We start from the raw sequence: 22419 nt of genomic DNA, 5'->3' as shown, positions 1-22419 counted from the left end.
CTCCCCCCACTCCCCCAACTCCCCCAACTCCCCCCACTCCCTTACGTATTACTCAACTTCAGCGAGCGCTTCTAAATGAAAAGCCACATTTTTCAGTGCCATTTCAATTTCGTTACTATAAGAAAGACTTCTCCATCTTGGTGTTGTGGCATAGTCTAAGGCATTTGTATCCAAGTATTCTGCAAAAATTACCAGTTTTTCGGGGTCTGTTGGGGCTGTTGCCAACTTTGCTAAAAATTCTTGAGGTGTCATAGATTTGCCAGGAAAGAATAAAAGTCTCATGAATCGGTCAATTCTATGAGCATAAGTGCTACTATCCCCAAAAATCTGTTCAAAATACTCAAATATTGGTAATTGGTAATTTTTTTTTCATTTCTCCTGACTGGGCTGACTGGGGCTGACTGGGCGCAGTCCCTGCGCCCCTACCTCCTGACTCCTCACTTCAGTACATAACTCAATGTTTCCAGTAATTCTTGATTAGTGTAGGGTTTTAATAAAATCGCAGGAACTTGATTTTCATTACTTGGTTCCAGCATATTTTGGATATTACGTCCACTACAAGCAATTATTTTGACTTGAGGATTGATTTTTTTCAAATTGGAGATAGCAGAACTTCCATCCATTTCTGGCATCATCATATCCATCAACACTGCTCTAATTTGCTGTTTGTACCGTGCATAAATAGCGATCGCCTCCATCCCATTTTTAGCAGTAATAGTTTGATAATTGTAACTTTCTAAAATATTTTTCGTAACTTCCAGCACTTGGGGTTCATCATCTACCACCAAAATTAACTCTCCCCGTCCTGGATACATTTCCCCATAATCCGGTTCTAAAGCGATAACTTCCTGATTTACCGATGGTAAAAATACTTTAAATTTACTGCCTTTCCCCACTTCACTATCAACATTAATAAAACCCTTGTGACTTTTAATCGTTCCTAGCACTGTTGATAGTCCTAATCCTGTTCCCTTGCCAATATCCTTAGTAGTAAAAAATGGCTCAAATATTCTTTCTAATATTTCCGGTGGCATCCCCGTCCCCGTATCTTCCACGGTAATCACAATATAATTTCCCACACCAGCATAATGATTTATCCGTCTCATCTCTTCACTAATATACAAATTTTCCGCAGAAATAGACAGATTGCCACCATTAGGCATAGCATGACCAGCATTAACCATTAAGTTAATTAATACTTGTTCCAGTTCATTCTTATCCCCAGATACCGTCCATAATTTTGGCGGGAGATCGGTGAAAAATATGATAGATTGAGGAAAAGAAAATGTTTCCTTAGCCATCTGAATAGTATCCCTAATCAAATCACTAATCTGAATAGTTGTATATTGAATCTCTACTCCCTTAGCAAAAGATAAAAGTTGTCTTACCAAGGCTGCCCCTTTTTTAGCATTATTCTCAATAGTTGTTAGCATTGGCAAACAATTATCTTTATCTAACGAAGGTTTACTTCTAAGCAATTGAGCATATCCTAAAATCGGTGTTAAATGATTATTGATATTGTGAGCAATCCCACCAGCTAAAGTCCCAATACTTTCCATTCTTTTAGCATGAATTTCCATCTGTTGAGCGCGGGAAAACTGCTCTTCTAGTCTTTTCTTTTCAGTAATATCAGTATCTACCGTGAGAATAGATTTAGGTTGTCCATCACCATCTAACATCAATGTCCAACGACTTTGAACAATAATTAGTTGATTCGATTGTGTACGTTTGCGTAATTCACCCTGCCAACTTCCCAATCTCACTACAGTTTTCAGAGGAATGATCTCTTGCTCATGGGAAGTTGAATCATAAAAAATATCCTTGGGATTCTTGTCTAAAACATCCTGACTTTTCCACCCATATATCTTCTCTGCACCCTGATTCCAAAAAAGAATTTGGGCTTGAAAATCACGGACAAAAATTGCATCAGTTGCAATATCTAAAAGGGCAGCTTGTTCAGAGATTTGCTGTTCAGTTGCCTTCCGTTCAGAAATATCCCTAGTAGTACCAATCATCCGCATCGGTTCACCATTTTCATTACAGTAAACTTTTCCTCTAGAACTCAACCAATTTAGGCTACTATCACCACAAACGATCCGATACTCACAGACAAAATCAACTTTTTTCTCAATAGAGGTACTCACACATTTTTGAAACCGCTCACGGTCTTCAGGATAGACTAACTTGAGAAAGTCTTCACAATTAGGAGATAGAGTATCAATAGGTAAACCATACATTAAACCCAAATTAGGAGACCAGAGAGTTTTATTGGTTTGGATATGCCAATCCCAGATTCCAATTTTACCTGCTTCCAGTGCCAATGTGAGTCGGGCTTCACTTTCTTGTAAGGAATCTTGAATCTCTTCTCGTTCCACGATTTCCTGTTGCAATCGCTCATTAGCAATCACTAATTCTGCCGTGCGTTCTTTTACCCTGGTTTCCAAAACATCGCTATTTTGACGGAGCGCTGCTTCTAATTTTTGGCGTTCACGCAGTGCAGCTTGCTGTTCGCTAATATCAGTTATTGACCACAATAACCCGGTTCTTTTACCTTCACTATCAGATATAGGATTTACTCTGACACTAGCAGAAAATAGCGAACCTTTGCGAGACTGGAAATCTATTTCCCATTCCTGTATATGCTGTATTTTTTTTAACTGGGCTACGAACTGAAAGCGGTGTTTTGCAACAATAAACACCACTAATGGCTTGCCAATCAGATAATTTTGACGTACAGATAATAGGGATGCTGCTCCATAATTAGCTTGCTGAATTATACCTAAACTATCAGTTACTAAATAACCATTAGGTGCAAATTCAAATAGATTTTGATAACGCTGCCGTTCTGCTTCAGTAATTTCACGAGAATAGATCAATTGTTCATTTTGTTGCCGCAGTTCTTCTTCTGCAATTTGCAGTTCTTCTAAGGTTTCCTGAAGTTGCAGATTAATTTCTACACTATCAGCAACCTCTTCTTTCACCCATTGTTGTAAATAATTATAAGTTTGCCGGCGAATTACCTCTAATTCTTGATTAATTGCTGTGTGTTTTGTATTAGAATCTCCGAGATTTTCCTGTAATGCCTCAATCACACCCACTATTTTTTCTATATTTAAGCTTTGTAATAAGTCTTTTTCATGGACAATACCAATTAAGTTTTCTTCGTCATCTACTATAGGTAAATGTTGAATATCATGCTGATTTAAAAGTGCCAACACGGTTAAAATATGCTCAGAATCTGATTTTTTGAGGGTAATTGGTGGCTGATTCATCACATCCGCCATTTTCACTGCTGATAGGTTAGTATTTGAGGCAACTACCCTTAGTACATCCTTAATCGTCAAAATTCCTTGTAATTTCTTGCCCTCTACCACCAAAACATAGTCTTTTGCCTCTTGGGTTAAATGACTAACTGCAACCTGATTCATCAATTTAATAGCATCCATTACATAACTATCATGACCAATAGTTACAGGAGAATAATCAATAATTTGATGTAAACTAGGTAAATCAATTAACTTCTCATTCAGTCCATCAACTAATGGGTTTAATGGTTTTGTCTGATCAATAGATACTTCTGCAACTAATTTCATATCAGTAAAACTATGGTAATAAGGGGTTAATTTATACATTAAAGACTTTTCAAACAACCTTTAAGGGACTTCCAGGAAATAAATTATCCCAATAAATAAATGAACAAACGAACCACAGAGGCACAGAGAACACAGAGAGAGAAGAAATAGGGAGGGTTTTTGCGTTAGTTTTGGGACATTTTTTTATTTGGAAGTCTCTAAGAGTAAGCCACAAAATTATGTTCACCTACTTAAGTTGTCTGTGAAGGCAGGGAACAGGGAACAGTTTTAGCTATTTCACAAAACGAAATATATTTTAATTTTTCTCCACCCACTTAATAGGGATATTGTTTAAATCTTAATCGTATGATCAAATTGTATACTTGAAAATTTATATATAACCAATAAGTCGTGAGACAGAATTAATTACACAATGTCATTGCGTAAGCGTTGCGTGGCGTTAGCCATATGGGACGAAGTGAAATGAAGCAATTCCAAGGGTTGTGATTGCTTCCCTTCGCTCGCAATGACTGTAACCCTACAAATCAAGGCTTTTTCTAATTTGGACAAGGTATTGAGACATATTTTGGAAAATTGGCATTTCTTTTTGTGGAGTTCCTTTGGGGTTATAGCACATCTTTGACTTAGTAGTGATTAGTTACAATAAAACTTTAGTTAAATGTAAAGCGCAATTATAAATACTGTATTCATTGCACCTTCGTCTAGGAGTTTAGATTGAGAATTGCTAAATCCCTGCTGATTCCTCCTGATTACTCCTAATTCCTGTTTTAATTTAATCACTTGTGTTATTACAGATAAAAATAACTCACGCTGTATAATTAACCCATCTTCTCAATCAATACCTTAGCCATTTTCTGTAGGTTGGGTTAAGCCAAAGCGTAACTTAACGCATTTTTTAAGTTTCATGCTATGGCTGGGCAACGCTAAGGCGAACAATTTAACCTACAAATCAAGGCTTTTTCCAATTTGGACAAAGCATTACTCAATCAAATAATATTTTGATTATTGGCGAGTAGTTCATTTATATTAGCTAAATCAGAGATATATGTGGCAACAACAACAAAAAAATCCTGTAATTATCAAACTGGCCTTAGTAATGGCTATAGTTACCAGTCCAATGGTAGCAAATTTCTTAATTTCCCTACCCATCCAAGCAGAATCCAAGAATGAGACTCCAGATTTTCCCCTACCAGAAAAAGTAGAAAATGGGACTGTAGTTAAAGTTGATAGTTCTCGTAACTCCCTACTTGTCAACCAACGCTTAAAAGAAAACTTTGAAACCCAGTTTTCGGGAACTAAAGTAGAAATTGCAATTAACGGCAATGAAGATGCTGTAAAAGCGGTTTTAGATGGTAAAGCTGATCTAGCATCCCTTGGTCGCAAACTCACTCCAGAAGAAAAAGCACAAGGTCTAAAAGAGGTGCTAGTGCGTCAAGAAAAAATTGCCATCATTGTTGGTATGAATAATCCCTTCTATGATGGTTTGACTACTGAGCAATTTGCTAAGATTTTTCGAGGAGAAATTACAGATTGGTCAGAATTGGGAAATGCCAAAGGTAAAATTAGATTTATAGATCGTCCCTTCGATAGTGATACTCGTAATTCCTTTAGTGAGTATTCAGTATTCAAGTCTAGACAAGTATTGACAGGTACTAATGCGGTGCAACTGGTGAAAGACGACACACCTAACATTGTTAAAGAATTAAGTAATGACGGCATTAGCTATGTGTTAGCAAGTCAAATTTCTAAACTACCGGATGTGCGGGTATTAAAAGTACAAGATTTTTTGCCAGATAATTCTAAATATCCTTTTTTCCAGTCTTTTGTTTACGTTTATAAAGAAAATCCCAGTCCTAAAGTTAGAGATTTTCTAGGTTTTGTTTTAGCCAAACCAGGAGAAGAGTCTATAAAAGCGGCTAAAGAAGCAGAAGCAATTGCTATTGCAGCCATATCCATACAAACTATGTCTCTGCCTGTGGCTAATATCTCTACCACCACCCCTTCAGAAATTCCTTTAACAACTCCTTCAGAAATACCTACAGCCACCCCCACAGTAACTCCTTCCGTTTCTCAAAGTCCATCTTTAGTAACACCAACGCCTGAAAAATTAGTTATACCCGAACCTCAAGACGCTAGAAGGGAAATACAGTTGATAAACCTCTTTGATAATCCCTCCATGATTACCAAAAATATGAGGTTTTTATTACTAATGCCTTTATTACTAATTGCGGGATTCAGTAGCTTTTTGCCATTGTGGTTGAGAAGAAGAAAGCGAACAGTTACCAGCAGCGCTTCGCTACCGATTGAAAAAGCACAGACATCCTCAAATCAAGAAAGTGATTCTCTTCCAGAGACAATGTTTACTCGGTCAGATTCAGAAGCATTTGCATCAATATTAAATAGTAATGGGAATAGTAATGGTAATGGACTTAATGGTGCAAATTACCACAAAGATGATGATAACCAGGAAATAACGTCAGTGAGTAATATAGCCATTATAGATGTACCACAGACAACTTACCCCAATAATCAAATTCAGGAAATGTCTGAAATTAATCTTGATCTCAACTATGATGAAGTTGCTTGGGAGACAGAAGACCCTGTTATTGTCGTCAATAGTTACTTTCCACAAATCCCGAATATTCACCACCAGCCAATTAATGCAGATATTTCCAGCAATGAAGTCAGTAATATTCCATTAGAAGCACCAGAAACGCCTGTAATTAAATCTAATCAAAAGATTACATCCTTATCAGAATTACTTGGTATTACCTCCACACCAGTTAAGTCAGATAACAGCATAACAGAAGTTCTCAACCTAACCCAAGCACCTCAACCAGTCAGCCAATCACCACAAACTCAAGATTTATTATCTGATTTATCATCTGACTTGCCATTCGAGTTAGGGGAGGCTTTAAACGCCATTACTAGTGAAATTACCTTCAATACCGCGGAAATAGAAGAAGAGATATATCCTACTCCCTTGCCTCTTCCAGCTACAAATGAAGCTATAGCAATGGAATTAGATGCTGAGATAGAAGCCTGGACTAATATTAATCCCATCAATGCGACTGGAAATACTAGAATTATTTTCACACCCCGCACTCCCAAATGGGCTTACCTATCTTGGTATATTTCTGAAGATCATCAACAAGCATTACACAATCAAGGATTTACCATGTTGGCTATCCGCGTCTATGATGTTACCAATCTTGATCTGAGCTATCAGCGTCCTCAGTTCGATGCACAATACGAATGTGAAACCGCAATCAATGATCGTTATGTACCTATTTCCAAAGGTGAACGGGACTACATGACAGAAATCGGTTATGTGAATCGTGATAATCAGTGGTTGTGTTTAGCGCGTTCTGGAACAGTTCGTATTTTTAGTCGTCCCAGTACAGATTTCTGGGTTATCGTTGATACAGAATTGGTTCTTCATGGTGCTACAGAAGCAGGTGCAAATGTCACTATTGATGGTCAAAAAGTCAAGGTCAATCCTGATGGTACATTTAAGTTAACTGTCCCCTTTGTGGATAATTCAGTTGACTATCATATAATGGCTACTTCTGCTAATAGAGAATATAGGAAAACTATTGATCAGAAGTTTTTCCAAGAACAAAAAGAGGGTTAGAATGTAGCGACTGTCTTGATTGTCAAGCGATCGTTAAGGAAAAATTTAAAGTCTAGGAAAAAAGTCAGAAAATAGAGGAGAAAAACAGAACAGAACAAAACAGGTAAATTATAGATTGCCATAAATTACCAAACTAGATTGGAGGTATAAAAACGACAGTAGAACTTTATGCAGAAATTGGTTGTGAGTCTTGAGAAATAGACCAAGGAAGATGATCTCGAATCATCGCATTTAAAATAACTAACATTTTATGAACGCAAGCAGTAATGGCCAATTTTTTGGGTTTACCACGTTCAACCAAGCGCTCATAAAAAGTTTTGATAACAGGATTATGACGCATGGCAACAACAGCACCCATATAAAGAATGGCACGAACATGGGCGCGACCACCATTAATCATGCGCTTACCTTTGTGCTGACCACTATCATGATTAATTGGTGCAACACCAACTAAGCGAGAGATTTGTTTGGCAGTTAATTGACCTAATTCTGGTAAGTCAGAAACTAAAGTGGTAGAAATTACTTGACCAATGCCAGGAGTAGTTTTGAGTAGATTGACTTTATCAATCCATTGTTGATTATTTTGGGTCAACGTCTCAATTTCTTGATTGAGTTGTTGAAGATGTTGCTCAAGATAATCAATATGGGATTCAATATCTGTCAAAGCTTTACCACGAGCGCGGTCACGGCGATTCTTTTCCGCTGTAGACATTTCTACTAATTGTCTTCGGCGACTAATTAATTCGCCTAATTGACGTGACATTTCACAATCAAAATGCTAACACCTCCGGTTTCATTGCTTCACCGAAATGCGCCAAAATCTGTGCATCAATGGCATCGGTTTTGGCTAACTTACCTGTAGCTTTAGCAAAGTCTCTTCCCTGACGAGGATTGATTAATGCTACTGGTAAAAGAGCCGCTTGCAATTGAATGATTAATTCTGTTTCTAGTCCTCCTGTTGCTTCCAGTACGATTAGGTTTAAATCGTTAGATTGAAGTTGCTTAACTAGATTAGCTATTTCTGTTTCAGTATTAGCAAATTGAAATGCTTTACCCATTGGACGGATATAAACATCAAGTGTTGCTTTACTTACGTCAATGCCTACCCATTGGGAGATATAATCCATTTTTAACTCTCCAATTTCAATTACTTCTTTTTAATTTGTTTTGTTTTTATTCATCCCCTTGATTTCACTCATCCTTGCACGATACGGGCTATATTATCTATGTCTTTGTTCATAGTTTTTACCCCAGGCGACTGTTCGAGTTCTGTCATGGAGATTGTTGTGGTGATCCTTGCTACAAAGCGGTCTTTTCTGACCCAGGTTGGGACGGTCTACCACTTCTTCTAACATACCTCTAAGATACAAGGTTGGGTTAAGCGACAGCGCAACCCAACGCATTTGTTGGGTTTCATGCTTCAACCCAACCCTGTATCTTAGAGGTATGTTAGAGGAAGTGGTAGACCGTCCCAATGTGGGTTAGAACCTCCACCCTGTTCCTTTGTCATAACGACAATTTTTAATGCCAACCTACTTGATATAACGCTGTGATAATTGCCGCATACTTTCAACATTTATGCAAAATGGCGTGCCACTGTGTAGCCATATTCATCTGAGTAAAAAGTGAGTCTTGCCACTACTCCCGTAATTGTTTCTTGGGGAACAGAAGCATTAAGGAATGTGGATTAAATAAAATGCAGAAGTTGTGACAGGGGTATAGTAGACTAAAGAAGTAGGTATTAGGGAACAATATCGTGATAGAAATCTACTCTCCAATGCTAGAAAAGCAGATGCAAGATTACTATGAATCTCTATCGGAGAAAGACCGTAGGCGGTATGCAGCGATTGAAGCAAAAAAGCTTGGGTACGGGGGGATTGGATACATAAGTAAATTGTTGGGATGTAACTACAGAACAATCAATAGAGGGATGGAGGATCTGGAACAGCCGAGTAAAACCAGCAGTCCAAGAATTCGCCGTCCAGGAGGAGGAAGAAAAAAAGCACTGTTAACGATACCTGGAATCAATGAAGCATTCCTGACGGTAATAGAAACACACACAGCAGGTTCGCCAATGGACGAGGATATTAAATGGACAAACTTAACTCGTCAACAAATAGCAGACTTATTAGCCGAAAAAGGCATAAATATCAGTGTTACAGTTGTAGACCAATTACTCTGGGAACATAAATTTCGTAAACGCAAAGCAGTGAAAATGATTGCGTGTGGAAGTAGCGAAAATCGTAATGAGCAGTTTGAGAAGATTGAAAGCCTTAAAACCCAGTATTTTGCTGAGGGTAACCCAGTGATTAGTATGGACAGTAAAAAAAAGAGTTAATTGGCAATTTATATAGAGAAGGAAGTATTTATACTGATGCTCCAATCAAGGTATTAGACCACGACTTTCCATCTTTGGCAACAGGAATAGCAATTCCACATGGGTTATATGATTTAAAGGATAACATTGGTTTTATACAAATTGGTACTAGCCATGACACCAGCGAATTTGCCTGTGATTCAATCCGTTATTGGTGGAATAATTATGGCAAAAACCGCTACCAATTGGCTACCTCTATACTACTGTTATGTGATGGTGGTGGTAGCAACAGTTCTCGTTACTATGTATTCAAAGAAGCATTACAAGCTTTGGTGAATGAAATTGGAATTGAAATTCGCATTGCTCACTATCCTCCTTATACATCTAAGTACAATCCGATTGAGCATCGGCTGTTTCCACATCTAAGTCGGGCTTGTAAAGGTGTTATTTTCGACAGTGTTAACACTGTAGCTAAACTGATGGCAAAAGCTACTACTCAGAAAGGGTTACAGGTTTTTACGACCATCATTGATAAAGCCTACCAAACCGGTAAGAAAGTTGCTGAGGGTTTTAAAGAAACAATGGAGATTTTCTTTGATGATTTTTTGCCACAGTGGAACTATACTGCTAAACCACAACAACATTTAGAATTGTAAGTTATTTAATCCACATTCCTAATTTGTTTTAAAGTGGACATTGTTCGCTAAAATGTAAATATAGAATTAAGAGATTCTGGTAATGTCATTAGTGATTGCAGATGAATTTTTAGACGCTTCCCAGTTAACCCCTACGGAATTTTTACAAGAGATTGCATTACATTTATTTGAGTCGGGGCGATTAACTTGTGATTATGCAGCTAAAATGGCACAAATGGAGTTAAATACTTTTCGAGATTTACTGAAAACACGTAAAATACCTTTGTATCATTATGATTTGGAGGATTTTGAGATTGATTTACAGAATTTACAGGAGTTGGGAAGATTGTGATCATTAGTGATACTTCTGTGATTACTAATTTAATTAGTATTGAACATATTTTTCTGTTGCAGGCACTTTATGAAAGGGTGATTATTCCTCAAGCAGTTTATGAAGAATTATCCAGGTGTCATCCTCTATTTTTAAGCGAAATACAAGTTTGATGGATAAGTTGATTGAAAATTCTACTTTTTGGATTTCTCCGCTTTTATATGACAAGATTTTACTTTTAGGACAGGAAAAGGAAGGAAAATAATCCCATTTTTGGTGATTTAATGTTTCTCATCTGCCTTTTTTTACTCAATATGTTTATTTGTTTTTATTCTCACTTGAGTTTTTTCTCTCTGTAATTTCCTTCTGTGATAAGTTAAATTAACCCTAATTCATATTATTCAGGGTGCATTAGGAAAACCCAACACACCCATCATGACTAATTAGCAACTTCAGCCATTTCAATGACACGCCCTTCATAATCCTTAACTAAAAAATTCAAAGGCTTTTGGTTGCGAATTTTGAACTTTAAACCTCTGACTTCTACCCGCATTAAAATTAATTCTAGACAATCATGATCAAAGCAAACATGACGATGCTGATCTTTTTTGCCTAAACTTGCACCAGTGATAATATGTAATTGAGTATTTTTCTTGAGTTGATACCACAGTCCGTCATTACCATTATTCATGGTGCTATTAGACCAACTGGGACCAGCGGACATATACAGCGGGTCAATACCTGTTGCACCAATGGTTTGCTCGTAGTTGTAATAGTAGTGCAAAGGGACTTCCGCTACAGGTAAATCTAGCAATCCTGCATATAACTGTCGGGCAACTTCTAAATCCGATACCATGACAGTATAAACTTTAGGGGCGCTGCTGAGAAACATCCACATAGCGCCAGCGTAAGCTGCCAGTAGCATAATCATAATCCCCTGGGTGGAGAACAGGCTATCCAAGGGCAGGGAGGGCAAGAAAGAGCCGAAAGTGAGTGGACTCAGCAGGAACATTATGGAACTAGCTTCTATAACCATGAACAAACAGAATCACAATAAAGGAGACGCTTTGAGTATTGTCAGTTAAGACTAACATTGTTTCTAGTTTATCAAGAGTCTCGCAGTCTGACTTTACAAACTAACTGACTTTCCAATACGATACTGCTCGGTCAAGCCTGAAAAGTCATTATATGGTAGGTTGAGGAACGTTCACGAAGCCTGGGGTATCCCGGCGAACTGCTTGCAGCAGCGCTTCGCTATCGCCGGAGGCATCAGCCATAACCCAACATTATCAAGGATTTTCTTGGGTTTCGCTCAACCCAACCTACATTTCCTGAACCGACAAGTATTGCTTTCTGATATTATTAGTGATCGCATCACCATTCCCTAGTATATTTTAACAGTTATCTAGTTCAGAGATTGTGCAAATTCCCCACTTTCCCGAAGCTAATCACCCATTGGTGAAGTCGCTATTTCATCACAGTGATCAAGAACTACTGAGTCTATTTCAGCGATATCCAGATTATGGCAAGTATTTTACGGTGATTTTTTGCCGTTATAGTCCCATAGTTTACACCTTAATTCGGCATTCGGCGCGATCGCCTGTGCAAGCTGATTATTTATTTGCTCTTATCTGGCGAAATATCTATTATGAATTAGGGGGACTGGACTTAAACCAAGCATCCACAGAAACGGAATCCTTAACCTTACAAAATTGGTTAATTAACATTACTGCATTCCATATTAACGAGATTAAGCTTCCACCCACAGAAGCCATTCATTATTCCCTCAAGGATACATCCCCACCACTATGGTGCTATGTAGAACAGGCATTAGATCAACTACCACCAATATCACGATTAATCGTTTTAATGGCGCAAACCTTCCACTGGAGTGAAACCAGAATTGCTGCCTATTTGCAAGCTGAAGGAGAACAAATTTCCCCTTCGGAAGTCGCAATTTCTCTCCAAGAAGGATATGAGATGCTAGAAGATAAATTACCTGCTGATATTCGGGCTATTTACTTAGGTGAAGCTGGGATTTAATCCTAACTTTAGCTATAATAATCACAGTCGCCCATTTACGGTACAGAACCATAGAAAAAATCCCTCTCGTTAGTTCTTGGCTTGCTCAGACAAAACTTGTCTTAGAGACTTCCAAATAAAAATATGTCCCAAAACTAACGCAAAAACTCTCTCTATTTCTTCTCTCTCTGTGTTCTCTGTGCCTCTGTGGTTCTTTTGTTCATTTATTGGAATAATTTTTTTCTTGGAAGTTCCTTATACCATCTATTTACAGCCGGAATTTCCCGGTTATATATTATGAAACAGCGGCATTTAGTATCAGGAAATCTAATTAATATCAGCAATTTCTTAAAATTACCATTTTTGACTTTTTATATGGTACTACTCACCTGTTTATTGACTACCACAGGTGTAAAAGCAATTGATATTACCCAACAAATTCATCGTCCTTTAAATAATCCCGCAAATAAATCATCACGAAATGTAGCTGATAAATTACTCAGACAAGGTAGACAGCAATTATCCCAAGGATTTCCCCAAAAAACCCTAAAATTATCTTTAGCAGCTTTGGAAATTTATCACTCATTAGGTGATTTAAAAGCCCAGGGTTTAACTTATGATTTATTAGCTAATACCTATCTACAATTAAATGATATCAATAATGCTGAAGATGCCATTCGCCGACAGTTAGCGATCGCCCGCGATAATCAAGATTTTCAAAATCAAATTTTTGCCCTAAATAATCTAGCTACATTATTTCTCCAAAAAGGCGAAAATATCGCCGCCCAAGAAACTCTTGAAGATGCTTTAGTAGTGGCTCGTAATATTATTAACCCAGAAGGACAAGGGCTATCTTTAAGTAATTTAAGCTTGGTTGCTTTCCGCATAGGTGATTATCATAAAGCCGTGAAAATTGGCGAATATGCCTTAACTTTCCGCCGCCAGATTGGTGATATTATTGGTGAAGCTAATACCCTAAATAATCTTGGTGATGCTTATTTAGCTATGGGCGATTATCAAAAGACTATTGGTAGTTATAGTTTGGCAATGCAGTTAGCTGAAAAAAGTTTTGAACGTCCCAATCAATTACGAGCAATTGATGGTTTAGTCACAGCTAATACTGCATTAGGTCGTTACGATTTAGCTTTGAAACTGTTAGACAATCGTGTTAAACTAACTGATTCTATTAACAATCCCGCAGAAGATCTAAAATATTTATTTGTCTCTGGAGAAATTTATGAGAAAATGGGCAACTTTACCAAAGCTAAGGATTTATATACACAAGCTATTTCCATAGCCCAGAAATTAGAAGATAGTAAACAAGAAAGTTTATTAGTCTATAAACTTAATGAATTAAAAACCCGTTAATAACAAAATACCAAAATACCAGATCCCCGACTTCTCAAAGAAGTCGGGGATATAAATAAATAGGAATTGATCACGAATCAAAGAAGATAAGACCACATATTTGCTTGATTTTGTTAATATGTAAGTCCTAGAAAAATGTGTTAATATAGCCAGGACGGAGATAGAAAACTATACAAACTGAAAATTCACTCAATCAGATGATGAATTAAATAAATCAAATGATTATCATAGATTTTCAACTATAAAAGATTCTTGCCAACTTCTATTCCTAACCTTTTTCAATCATGACTTTTTACATTGAAATTCCCTTAATTGGCAAAAAAGTTAAATATCCATTGCGGTGGTTAATGGGTTTGATAGCTAGTGGTGTTTTAATTGTGGGAACAACAGCCACGATCAAAACCATCCAGCAAAGAAATAAACCCCTAGATATTAGTAAATTAACTGTTCCTGTAGAAGCAAAAAGCGTAACTGTCCGCATTACTGCTAGTGGCAAAGTTCAACCAGTTGAAAGTGTGAATATTAGTCCTAAAAGTCCAGGATTATTGGCAGGTTTAAATGTTGAACAGGGAGATACTATCAAACAAGGACAAATAATTGCTCGCATGGATAATTCGGAAATTAAAATGCGAATTCTCCAATATAAAGCTAATTTAGACCAAGCAAAAGCACAATTAGCAGATAGCGAAGCCGGCAGTCGTCCCGAAGAAATTGCCCAAGGAAAAGCCCGTGTAGACCAAGCACAGGCTCAATTAGCGATTATTCGAGATGGTAATCGTTTGCAGGAAATTCAACAGGCACAGGCTCAAGTAGACTCAGCAAAAGCTTCTGTAGCACTGACCCAATCTAGAGTCAAACGTTATCAAGATTTAGCTAAAAATGGGGCTATTTCCCAAGATAGTTTAGAACAATATGTGAGTGAAAATAGTAAAGCTAAGGCTAATTTAGAAGAAGCACAACGCCGATTATCTTTACTAAAAGTGGGCAACCGCAACCAAGATATTCAAAAGCAAGCAGCAATTGTTAATCAAGAAAAGGAAGGATTACGAAAATTAGAAAATGGTAATCGTCCCCAAGAAATTGCCAAATTGAAAGCAGCAGTAGCTAGTGCGGAAGCTCAGTTAAAACAACAACAAGTTCAATTAGAAGATACAATTATCCGCGCTCCTTTTTCGGGAATTGTAACTCAAAGATACGCGACAGTGGGGGCTTATGTGAGTCCGGCTATTTCTGCTTCTAGTGATGCTTCGGCAACATCTACTTCTATAGTTGCTTTAGCTAAAGGTTTAGAAGTGCTGGCTAAAGTTCCTGAAGTGGATATTCCCCAAATTAAACAGGGACAAAAAGTGGAAATTGCCATTGATGCTTATCCTGATGAAGTTTTTCATGGAAGAGTGCGGTTGATTGCCCCTGAAGCGGTAGTTGAGCAAAATGTCACATCTTTTCAGGTGCGGGTGGCTATTGATAAGACAGCAAATAAACTGCGTTCGGGAATGAATGTTAGTGAAGTGACATTTATTGGTAATAATATTGAAAATGCGCTGTTAATACCCCAAGAGTTAATTGTTACTCAAAAGGGAAAAACTGGTGTGTGGTTATTGGGTGATCAAAATAAACCCCAATTTAAGTTAGTCACCATTGGTGCAAATATTGATAACCAAATTCAGGTTTTAGAAGGCTTAAAAGCAGGCGATCGCATATTTATTGATCTACCTAAAACCAAGGGCAAAGGAAATAAAGAACCGGAAAAATAAAATCATAATTAAATACAAAATATGGACATTTTAGAAAGTGTGAAAATGGCGACTACTACCTTATTAGCTAATAAGTTGCGAAGTAGTTTAACCATGTTAGGAATTATTATTGGTAATGCTTCGGTAATTGCCATGATTGGCATTGGAGAAGGCGCACAAACATTGGCAACTAAGCAATTTTCATCATTGGGACCAAATACCTTATTTATTATCCCTGGGAGTCCAGGAAGCCGGGGAAGAGTGACAACAATGCCCAGAACTTTAGTTTTACAAGATGCTAAGGCGATCGCTAAACAAGTGCGTGCAGTTAAAGAAGTTGCCCCAGAAATTAATAACAGAAGCACAATCAATTACCGAAATAAAAGTACAACTAGTACAGTGATCGGCACTACTCCTAATTATACAACAGTTCGTAGTTTGGAAATTAAAGAAGGCAGATTTTTTAATGACTTTGATATTAAACGGAATAAAAGAGTAGCAGTATTAGCTCCAGATTTAGCCACCAAACTATTTGATAATCAAAATCCTGTTGGTCAAAAAATCCGCATTCAAAATACTACTTTTGAGGTGATTGGCTTAACAGTAGCTAAAGGTTCTTCCTTTGGTAATAACAGTGATGATGCAGTTTTTATTCCTATTAATACTATGTTTAGTCGGCTGGTGGGAAGAACATCCCCCTTTGGTATTAATGTTTCTTTAATTTCTGTATCTGCTCAAGATGAAAATAGCATCTCCGCCGCAGAATTTCAAATGACAAACTTACTCCGTCGCCGGCACAAAATTGTCCGTGAAGATGATTTTACTATTCAAACCCAAAAGAACCTTTTAGAAATCACGAATACAATTACCGGAGCATTAACAATCATGTTGGCTGCGATCGCCAGTATTTCCTTATTTGTTGGCGGTATTGGTATTATGAATATTATGTTAGTTTCTGTCACCGAACGTACCCAAGAAATTGGACTGCGTAAAGCTATTGGTGCAACTCAACAGGACATTCTTTTGCAATTCATGATTGAAGCCGTGATATTATCAGTAGCTGGTGGTGTAATCGGCATTGCTTTAGGCGGTGGTAGCATCATTTTAGTGGGAATATTTACCCCTTTACAGGCTACAATTTCACCAAGTGCAGTTATATTAGCCGCTAGTGTTTCTGGTGGGATTGGTTTATTTTTTGGTGTCGTTCCTGCCCGTCGTGCGGCTCAACTTGATCCAATGGTAGCGCTGAGAACGGCTTGACACTCTCAGCGGCTAAAGCCACTGAGCTTTACGCTTACCGGATATTCCTGTAAAGATTGAGTTAATACAAGTAAGTAGGTTGGCGTTGAAAATTGTCGTTATAGCAAGGCAAGAGGCAAGAGTAAAGAAGTTTTCAGCGATTTTATGTTTCTTTACACAGTTTGGTTTTATTGTGTTCACCTACTTAAAGTACAAATTTAGGTTAAATTGCATAGTTAGGGGTCGCCAAAAAAATTGCAAAATTTAAACCTGCTGCTGATAGGAATTTAAGGCGTTGCTGATTTTAGGGATGAAAATAATTTTGCATACGTTCAAGACTCTTGTAGAGACGTTCCATGGAACGTCTCTACCTCCAAAAATCATACGCCAATTCAGCAACGCCGAATTTAAATATGGCAAAATAGATCGTAATAACACAACCAATGTTCATGTAAAGAACTCAAATAGTAGGAAATACTAAATGCAAATATTGCCAAAAGTACAGGAACTACCGTAGTAAATTCTAACTTGCCTTTTTTTAATATTTCTAAGCAATAGATAACGATAACTACAGGCCATAAAATAGTAGTAATAATGACCATGACAAAAGATAGAAATTTATCCGCTGGAGAAGATGTAGGGTTACGGAGAGAAAATGTTAACCAATTGGTAAGAAAATAGCCAGTCATTAAGACATAGCTAATAACTAAAGTTGACTGGATTTGATTCACTACACCTACTCCTTCAATGATTTAATTTCTTAAAAAAATAGCTATTTCAGATACATTTTAAGTGAATGCTAAAAATAAATTAACAAGCAATCATACTTGATTCAAATCTGAATTTTGAAGTATGGTAGCTACAGCATAATTCAGGAGTTACCGAGTCAGGAGTAAAACTGGCTTGCTGTCTGGCTTTGAATTTAGATCCTGTACCTCATTAATCTGTCATATGCTGTATACTTATTGATATTAATTAGCTAGTTCCACACTGATATAGCATAGATATGAAAAAAGTGCCAAATAGAATGCAGCATTTAATACTCCTGCGTCGCTACGCAAGCTATCGACACGCTAGGCTATCAGGAGGTAGGGGCGCAGGGCTTGCGCCCATTCAGGAATATGGCTAAGGGACTTCCAATTAAAAAAATACCCAAAAATTTCTTGTGGCGCGGGCATACTATGGCTAACGCCACGCTACGCTATCAGCAAACCCTAAATATCACTAAAATTAATAACATTGATAGGTTTACTATCACTTTTTTGTCAATTTGTCAATAGGAAATTTTTGCGATCGCTCAAATTAGATCATTTCTGAGCAAATTCACGGCTAAAATTGTTGAGGGAATAGCTATTAATTTTGGGCGTTGCTGAATTGAGGTATGAAATTGGAAAATCAAAAAAATGAAACTCTTACTCTCTGAGACTCTGCGCCTCTGCGTGTTCGCGCAGCGTGCCGTAGGCATAATAAAATCATACTCTTAATCAGCAACGCCAATTTTTGATGGTGTCAACACTGAATATTCCCAAAACCATTGATTTATATATTGGGAATTTGCAGATGGTAATTTGCAGAAGTCCGATAACTATAACCGATAGCAGCATCTTTTTGAATGTGTTGTTTAATACTGTCAAAATCTATAAATTCATCAGCCACATCAATCAGATGATTTCTAGACCGCGCTTCACTGTCGCTAGTAGTTGTTTGCAAACCAATTACTTCTACTCTAGCGCCTACATTACTAACTGCATGAACAGCATAGGCTAAATCTCCATCTCCACTGACTAAGACAGCGGTATCATAATAGGGCGCTAAAGTAATCATATCAACGGCAATTTCGACATTCAGATTTGGTTTTTTGTAATTATCTACAACTACACTCATATCTTTAGTAACTACACGATAGCCGTTACGACGCATCCATAAGAGAAATCCCTGTTGTTTTTCATTGCCACTGTCTATTCCTGTGTAAAAGAAGGCACGTAGTAATCGAGAAGTTTTCGTTAAACGACAAAGCAATTTGACATAATCAATTTCAATTCCCAGTTGTAATGCGGCATGAAATAGATTTAATCCATCAATAAAAATTGCTACCCGACCACGATTGTCATCCTCATTAAAGCCAGTATTATTAGCTGGATTAGGTTCTTTAGGCTTAATATTGCCTTTGGTTGCGGGACCTTGCCAATGAGGTTTTTCTTTAAGTTCTTTATATTCGTTTGTTTTCTTGCTAAAATTTTCAAACTGCATTGATACCTCTAAATATTAAAGTGGGGATGTTGTTGTAAGTAAATTGATAATAGCTAAATTTTAACTAATTTCTTGATACTGCCTTGGTTGAATTAATACCTATAAGCTAGATTTTAGCCAATTTCTTCTAGGTGAATATGATATTTGTCCGTCTACCTGCATATACTTTACACAATATGCACACCTTTAGGCGAAATTCACTATTTATATCCAGAAATTGTCCTTGAGTTTCGTTGGTAAAATCTACTCTGTGCGCCTAAAAGCAAGGATTGTTAAATCAAACTTAATTATTATTGGTAAATGGAGAGAGAGGGATTCGAACCCTCGTATACATTTCTGCATAACAGACTTTCCAGGTCTGCGCCTTCAACCACTCGGCCATCTCTCCAGTTGTCTCGCTTTGCAATCCTACAACAGAATTTAAAAAAAGGCAACCTTTTTAGAAAAGAGATTTTTTATGGCTAGTAGTTCGTCAAATTTATTTTGACGGGTAATGAAAACTTCTGTTCTTCCCTCCCCCACCTCCCCCACCCCTACTTACCTTCACCTCCCCCACATCCCCCACCTCCCCACCTCCCCACCTCCCCACCTCCCCACCTCCCCACCTCCCCACCTCCCCCACATCCCCCACATCCCCCACCTCCCCCACCTCCCCCACCTCCCCACCTCCCCCACATCCCCCACATCCCCCACATCCCCCACATCCCCCACCTCCCCCACCTCCCCACCTCCCCACCTCCCCACCTCCCCACCTCCCCCACCTCCCCCACCCACTTCCTGACCTGAAAATACGAAGTTTTCCAACAATCTTCTTATAATTAGGTGTGAAACTCCAAATCCGCAAATCTGAAAATTAAGATGGTTCAAACCCACAAAATTAAAGTTTACAATCGCCAAACTGGGACATCACATACTCTGGAAGTTCCTGAAGACCGTTATATTTTACACACGGCTGAACATAACGGGACGGAACTCCCCTTTTCTTGTCGGAATGGGGCTTGTACAACTTGCGCTGTCAGAGTTATATCAGGAGAAATTCACCAACCGGAAGCCATTGGCCTGTCTCCAGATTTACGCCGTCAAGGTTACGCTTTATTATGCGTAAGTTATGCTCGTTCTGATTTGGAAGTGGAAACACAAGATGAAGATGAGGTTTATGAACTTCAGTTTGGGCGGTTTTTTGGTAAGGGCAAAGTTAAAGCAGGTTTACCCTTAGATGAGGACTAATATTTTTTGTGTGTTTAGGTTAATGAATTTGATGGCGAGGATGACTGCTGTAGTGGTCAATCTTCGCGTTTTTGTGCCAAAAATAATTATATTGGCTAGTTTTTCACTTTTGGTGAGTTGTCAAAGCCAAAGCAACTCTTCAATAACTCCCGCTAGTGTCAGGGTAGCACGGGTTGTGAGTGGGCAAAGTTTGGAAGTATTGGGAATGGAGTCACAACCGAATTTAATTTCCCCGGTGCGGTTAATTGGTTTAGATGCACCTGATATCCGCCAAATTCCTTGGGGTGAGGATGCTAAACAATTTGTTGAAAGTTTAATTGGCGGTGCAAATCAGGGTGTTAATCTGGAATTTGACTTAGAAGCTAAGGATAAATTTAACCGAACCTTGGCTTATGTATGGAAAGATAAACTGTTGTTAAATGAAGAAGTTGTCAAACAAGGATATGCTTTATTTGTAGCGCGATCGCCTAATCACAAATACGACCAACGACTAGAACACGCTCAACAATGGGCGAGAATCATGGGAAAAGGCATTTGGAATACAGATAAACCCATGCGGGTGACTCCTGGAGAATTTCGCCGTCTCTCTCGTTAAATGTAGACGTAAGTAGGTGAACACAATAAAACCAAACTGTGTAAAGAAATGTAAAATCGCCCAAACCCTCTTCACTCTTGCCTCTTGCCTCTTGCCTTTTGCCTTGCCATAACGACAATTTTCAACGCTCACCTACTTAGACGTAAAGGTTTGCTATGCCATCTATTGCACAACTGACAACTGACAACTAACAACTAACAAATATGCAAATTTTTCTAGATATTGCTACAGAAGCAGCTTTAGCCGCAGGTGTAGTTTTACAAGATTATTTAGGTAAATTAGAAAACGTAATCACCGAAAAAGGTCGTCCTGGTGATTTAGTTACCGCTGCTGATAAAGCTTCTGAACAGGTAATTTTAGAAGTATTGCGTCGTCATTTTCCCCAGCATTCCATCCTCGCTGAAGAGTCGGGAAAACTGGGGAACCAAGATAATGAATTTCTCTGGGCTATTGACCCTCTCGATGGTACTACTAATTACGCCCATCAATACCCCTGTTTCGCTGTTTCCATTGGGTTGCTGATTCACGGTGTCCCCAAGGTAGGGGTAATTTATGACCCTTTTCGTGATGAATTATTTCGGGCTGCTGCTGGCTTAGGTGCAACTCGTAACCGTCGCCCTATTCAGGTCTCCCAAACAGCGGAATTAGGTAAAAGCTTGTTAGTTAGTGGATTTGCTTATGATCGCCGGGAAACTGCTGACAACAATTATGCAGAGTTTTGTCATCTTACCCATCTTACCCAAGGTGTCAGACGTGATGGTGCAGCAGCCTTGGATTTAGCTTATGTAGCCTGTGGGAGAGTTGATGGTTATTGGGAAAGGGGAATTGCACCTTGGGATGTTGTGGCTGGAATAATATTGGTTCAGGAAGCGGGAGGTAACGTCACTGCCTATGATGGAACTCCGATAAACATTAATTCGGGGAGAATTCTGGCTACTAACGGTCATATTCACAAAAAACTCAGTCAGGAATTGACGCAAGTTCCCCCTTTATCTAGTTGGACATAAGTTTTCTTAGTAGGTTGGCGTTAAAAATTGTCGTTATGGCAAGGCAAGAGGCAAGAGGCAATAGGCAATAGGCAATAGGCAATAGGCAATAGGCAAGAGGGAATAGGCAATAGGCAATAGGCAATAGGCAAGAGGGAATAGGCAATAGGCAATAGGCAATAGGTTTTGATGGATTTTACTTTTTTGCATCTGGCGAAATTACAGCAAATTGTCATCAAACCCGGAACAAGTTCAAAGCCTCTCCCCGTTGCGGGGAGAGGTTTGGAGAGGGGTTTCATATTTGGTTAAACTATGAACCGTTTTCAGTATCCCTATTCCCTATTCTCTGTTCCCTATTCCCTATTCCCTGTTCCCTATTCCCTGTTCCCTATTCCCTATTCTCTGTTCCCTATTCCCTGTTCCCTGTTCCCTGTTCCCTGTTCCCTGTTCCCTGTTCCCTGTTCCCTGTTCCCTGTTCCCTGTTCCCTG

16 protein-coding genes, 1 tRNA gene and 2 pseudogenes are annotated in these 22419 nt (G+C 38.4%); 12 read left to right on the top strand and 7 right to left on the bottom strand.

Going from position 1 to position 22419, the window contains the following annotated elements; translation table 11 throughout:
- Positions 1-48: 48 nt before the first annotated feature.
- Positions 49-252, bottom strand: coding sequence for a hypothetical protein (locus tag HEQ36_RS25110; protein ID WP_027403642.1), 204 nt, complete (start codon positions 250-252; stop codon positions 49-51).
- Between the two features lie 185 nt (positions 253-437).
- Positions 438-3632, bottom strand: a complete 3195-nt coding sequence (locus HEQ36_RS25105; protein ID WP_290708681.1) for a PAS domain S-box protein — start codon at positions 3630-3632, stop codon at positions 438-440.
- A gap of 1006 nt (positions 3633-4638) precedes the next feature.
- On the opposite strand from HEQ36_RS25105, the gene HEQ36_RS25100 reads away from it, so the two are divergent.
- Positions 4639-7227: a substrate-binding domain-containing protein gene (locus tag HEQ36_RS25100; protein ID WP_168635407.1), complete on the top strand. Its 2589-nt coding sequence runs from the start codon at positions 4639-4641 to the stop codon at positions 7225-7227.
- A 166-nt stretch (positions 7228-7393) separates the two neighbouring features.
- Here the strand turns inward: HEQ36_RS25100 and HEQ36_RS25095 are convergent.
- A pseudogene (locus tag HEQ36_RS25095) lies at positions 7394-8354 on the bottom strand (IS110 family transposase).
- Positions 8355-9004: 650 nt separating this feature from the next.
- Here HEQ36_RS25095 and HEQ36_RS26120 point away from each other — a divergent pair.
- From HEQ36_RS26120 to HEQ36_RS25075, 3 genes and pseudogenes are all read left to right on the top strand, one after another.
- Positions 9005-10200 (top strand): annotated as a pseudogene (locus HEQ36_RS26120) (ISAzo13 family transposase).
- An 82-nt stretch (positions 10201-10282) separates the two neighbouring features.
- On the top strand, positions 10283-10531 hold the full coding sequence (locus tag HEQ36_RS25080; protein WP_053537699.1) for a UPF0175 family protein: 249 nt from the start codon (positions 10283-10285) through the stop codon (positions 10529-10531).
- Entirely contained in the window at positions 10528-10683 is a 156-nt protein-coding gene (locus HEQ36_RS25075) for a hypothetical protein (RefSeq protein WP_168635406.1), read from the top strand. The genes HEQ36_RS25080 and HEQ36_RS25075 overlap by 4 nt, the downstream gene beginning before the upstream one ends.
- A gap of 266 nt (positions 10684-10949) precedes the next feature.
- On the opposite strand, the gene HEQ36_RS25070 is transcribed toward HEQ36_RS25075, so the two are convergent.
- Entirely contained in the window at positions 10950-11546 is a 597-nt protein-coding gene (locus tag HEQ36_RS25070) for a glyoxalase-like domain protein (RefSeq protein ID WP_053537700.1), read from the bottom strand.
- A gap of 202 nt (positions 11547-11748) precedes the next feature.
- Here HEQ36_RS25070 and HEQ36_RS25065 point away from each other — a divergent pair, with 202 nt between their 5' ends.
- The 5 genes from HEQ36_RS25065 to HEQ36_RS25045 all read left to right on the top strand — a co-directional run bounded on the left by HEQ36_RS25065 (position 11749) and on the right by HEQ36_RS25045 (position 16893).
- Positions 11749-11898 (top strand): hypothetical protein, encoded by a 150-nt coding sequence (locus tag HEQ36_RS25065; RefSeq protein WP_168635405.1) that lies wholly within the window; start codon positions 11749-11751, stop codon positions 11896-11898.
- Positions 11899-11929: 31 nt separating this feature from the next.
- Positions 11930-12553, top strand: coding sequence for an RNA polymerase subunit sigma-70 (locus tag HEQ36_RS25060; protein WP_053537701.1), 624 nt, complete (start codon positions 11930-11932; stop codon positions 12551-12553).
- Positions 12554-12829: 276 nt separating this feature from the next.
- Complete coding sequence (locus tag HEQ36_RS25055) at positions 12830-13900, top strand: tetratricopeptide repeat protein (RefSeq protein ID WP_168635404.1); 1071 nt, start codon at positions 12830-12832, stop codon at positions 13898-13900.
- A 284-nt stretch (positions 13901-14184) separates the two neighbouring features.
- On the top strand, positions 14185-15654 hold the full coding sequence (locus tag HEQ36_RS25050; RefSeq protein WP_168635403.1) for an efflux RND transporter periplasmic adaptor subunit: 1470 nt from the start codon (positions 14185-14187) through the stop codon (positions 15652-15654).
- 21 nt (positions 15655-15675) lie between these two features.
- Entirely contained in the window at positions 15676-16893 is a 1218-nt protein-coding gene (locus tag HEQ36_RS25045) for an ABC transporter permease (protein ID WP_168635402.1), read from the top strand.
- Positions 16894-17279: 386 nt separating this feature from the next.
- On the opposite strand, the gene HEQ36_RS25040 is transcribed toward HEQ36_RS25045, so the two are convergent.
- The 3 genes from HEQ36_RS25040 to HEQ36_RS25030 form a co-directional block, all read right to left on the bottom strand.
- On the bottom strand, positions 17280-17603 hold the full coding sequence (locus tag HEQ36_RS25040) for a hypothetical protein (protein WP_039203988.1): 324 nt from the start codon (positions 17601-17603) through the stop codon (positions 17280-17282).
- A gap of 808 nt (positions 17604-18411) precedes the next feature.
- Complete coding sequence (locus HEQ36_RS25035; protein WP_039203992.1) at positions 18412-19122, bottom strand: NYN domain-containing protein; 711 nt, start codon at positions 19120-19122, stop codon at positions 18412-18414.
- A gap of 301 nt (positions 19123-19423) precedes the next feature.
- Positions 19424-19510, bottom strand: a tRNA-Ser gene (locus tag HEQ36_RS25030).
- 470 nt (positions 19511-19980) lie between these two features.
- Here HEQ36_RS25030 and HEQ36_RS25025 point away from each other — a divergent pair.
- The 3 genes from HEQ36_RS25025 (at position 19981) to HEQ36_RS25015 (ending at position 21951) form a co-directional block, all read left to right on the top strand.
- Complete coding sequence (locus tag HEQ36_RS25025; protein WP_027403653.1) at positions 19981-20349, top strand: 2Fe-2S iron-sulfur cluster-binding protein; 369 nt, start codon at positions 19981-19983, stop codon at positions 20347-20349.
- Between the two features lie 31 nt (positions 20350-20380).
- Positions 20381-20944: a thermonuclease family protein gene (locus tag HEQ36_RS25020; protein WP_233455499.1), complete on the top strand. Its 564-nt coding sequence runs from the start codon at positions 20381-20383 to the stop codon at positions 20942-20944.
- A gap of 203 nt (positions 20945-21147) precedes the next feature.
- A complete protein-coding gene (locus tag HEQ36_RS25015; protein WP_168465558.1) occupies positions 21148-21951 on the top strand; it encodes an inositol monophosphatase family protein in 804 nt (267 codons plus the stop codon).
- Positions 21952-22419 lie beyond the last annotated feature (468 nt).

Source organism: Anabaena sp. 54 (assembly GCF_017355725.1).
Lineage (GTDB): Bacteria > Cyanobacteriota > Cyanobacteriia > Cyanobacteriales > Nostocaceae > Dolichospermum > Dolichospermum heterosporum.
Note: the sequence above shows the minus strand (reverse complement) of the source record. Positions and strands in the feature narration are given on the sequence as shown.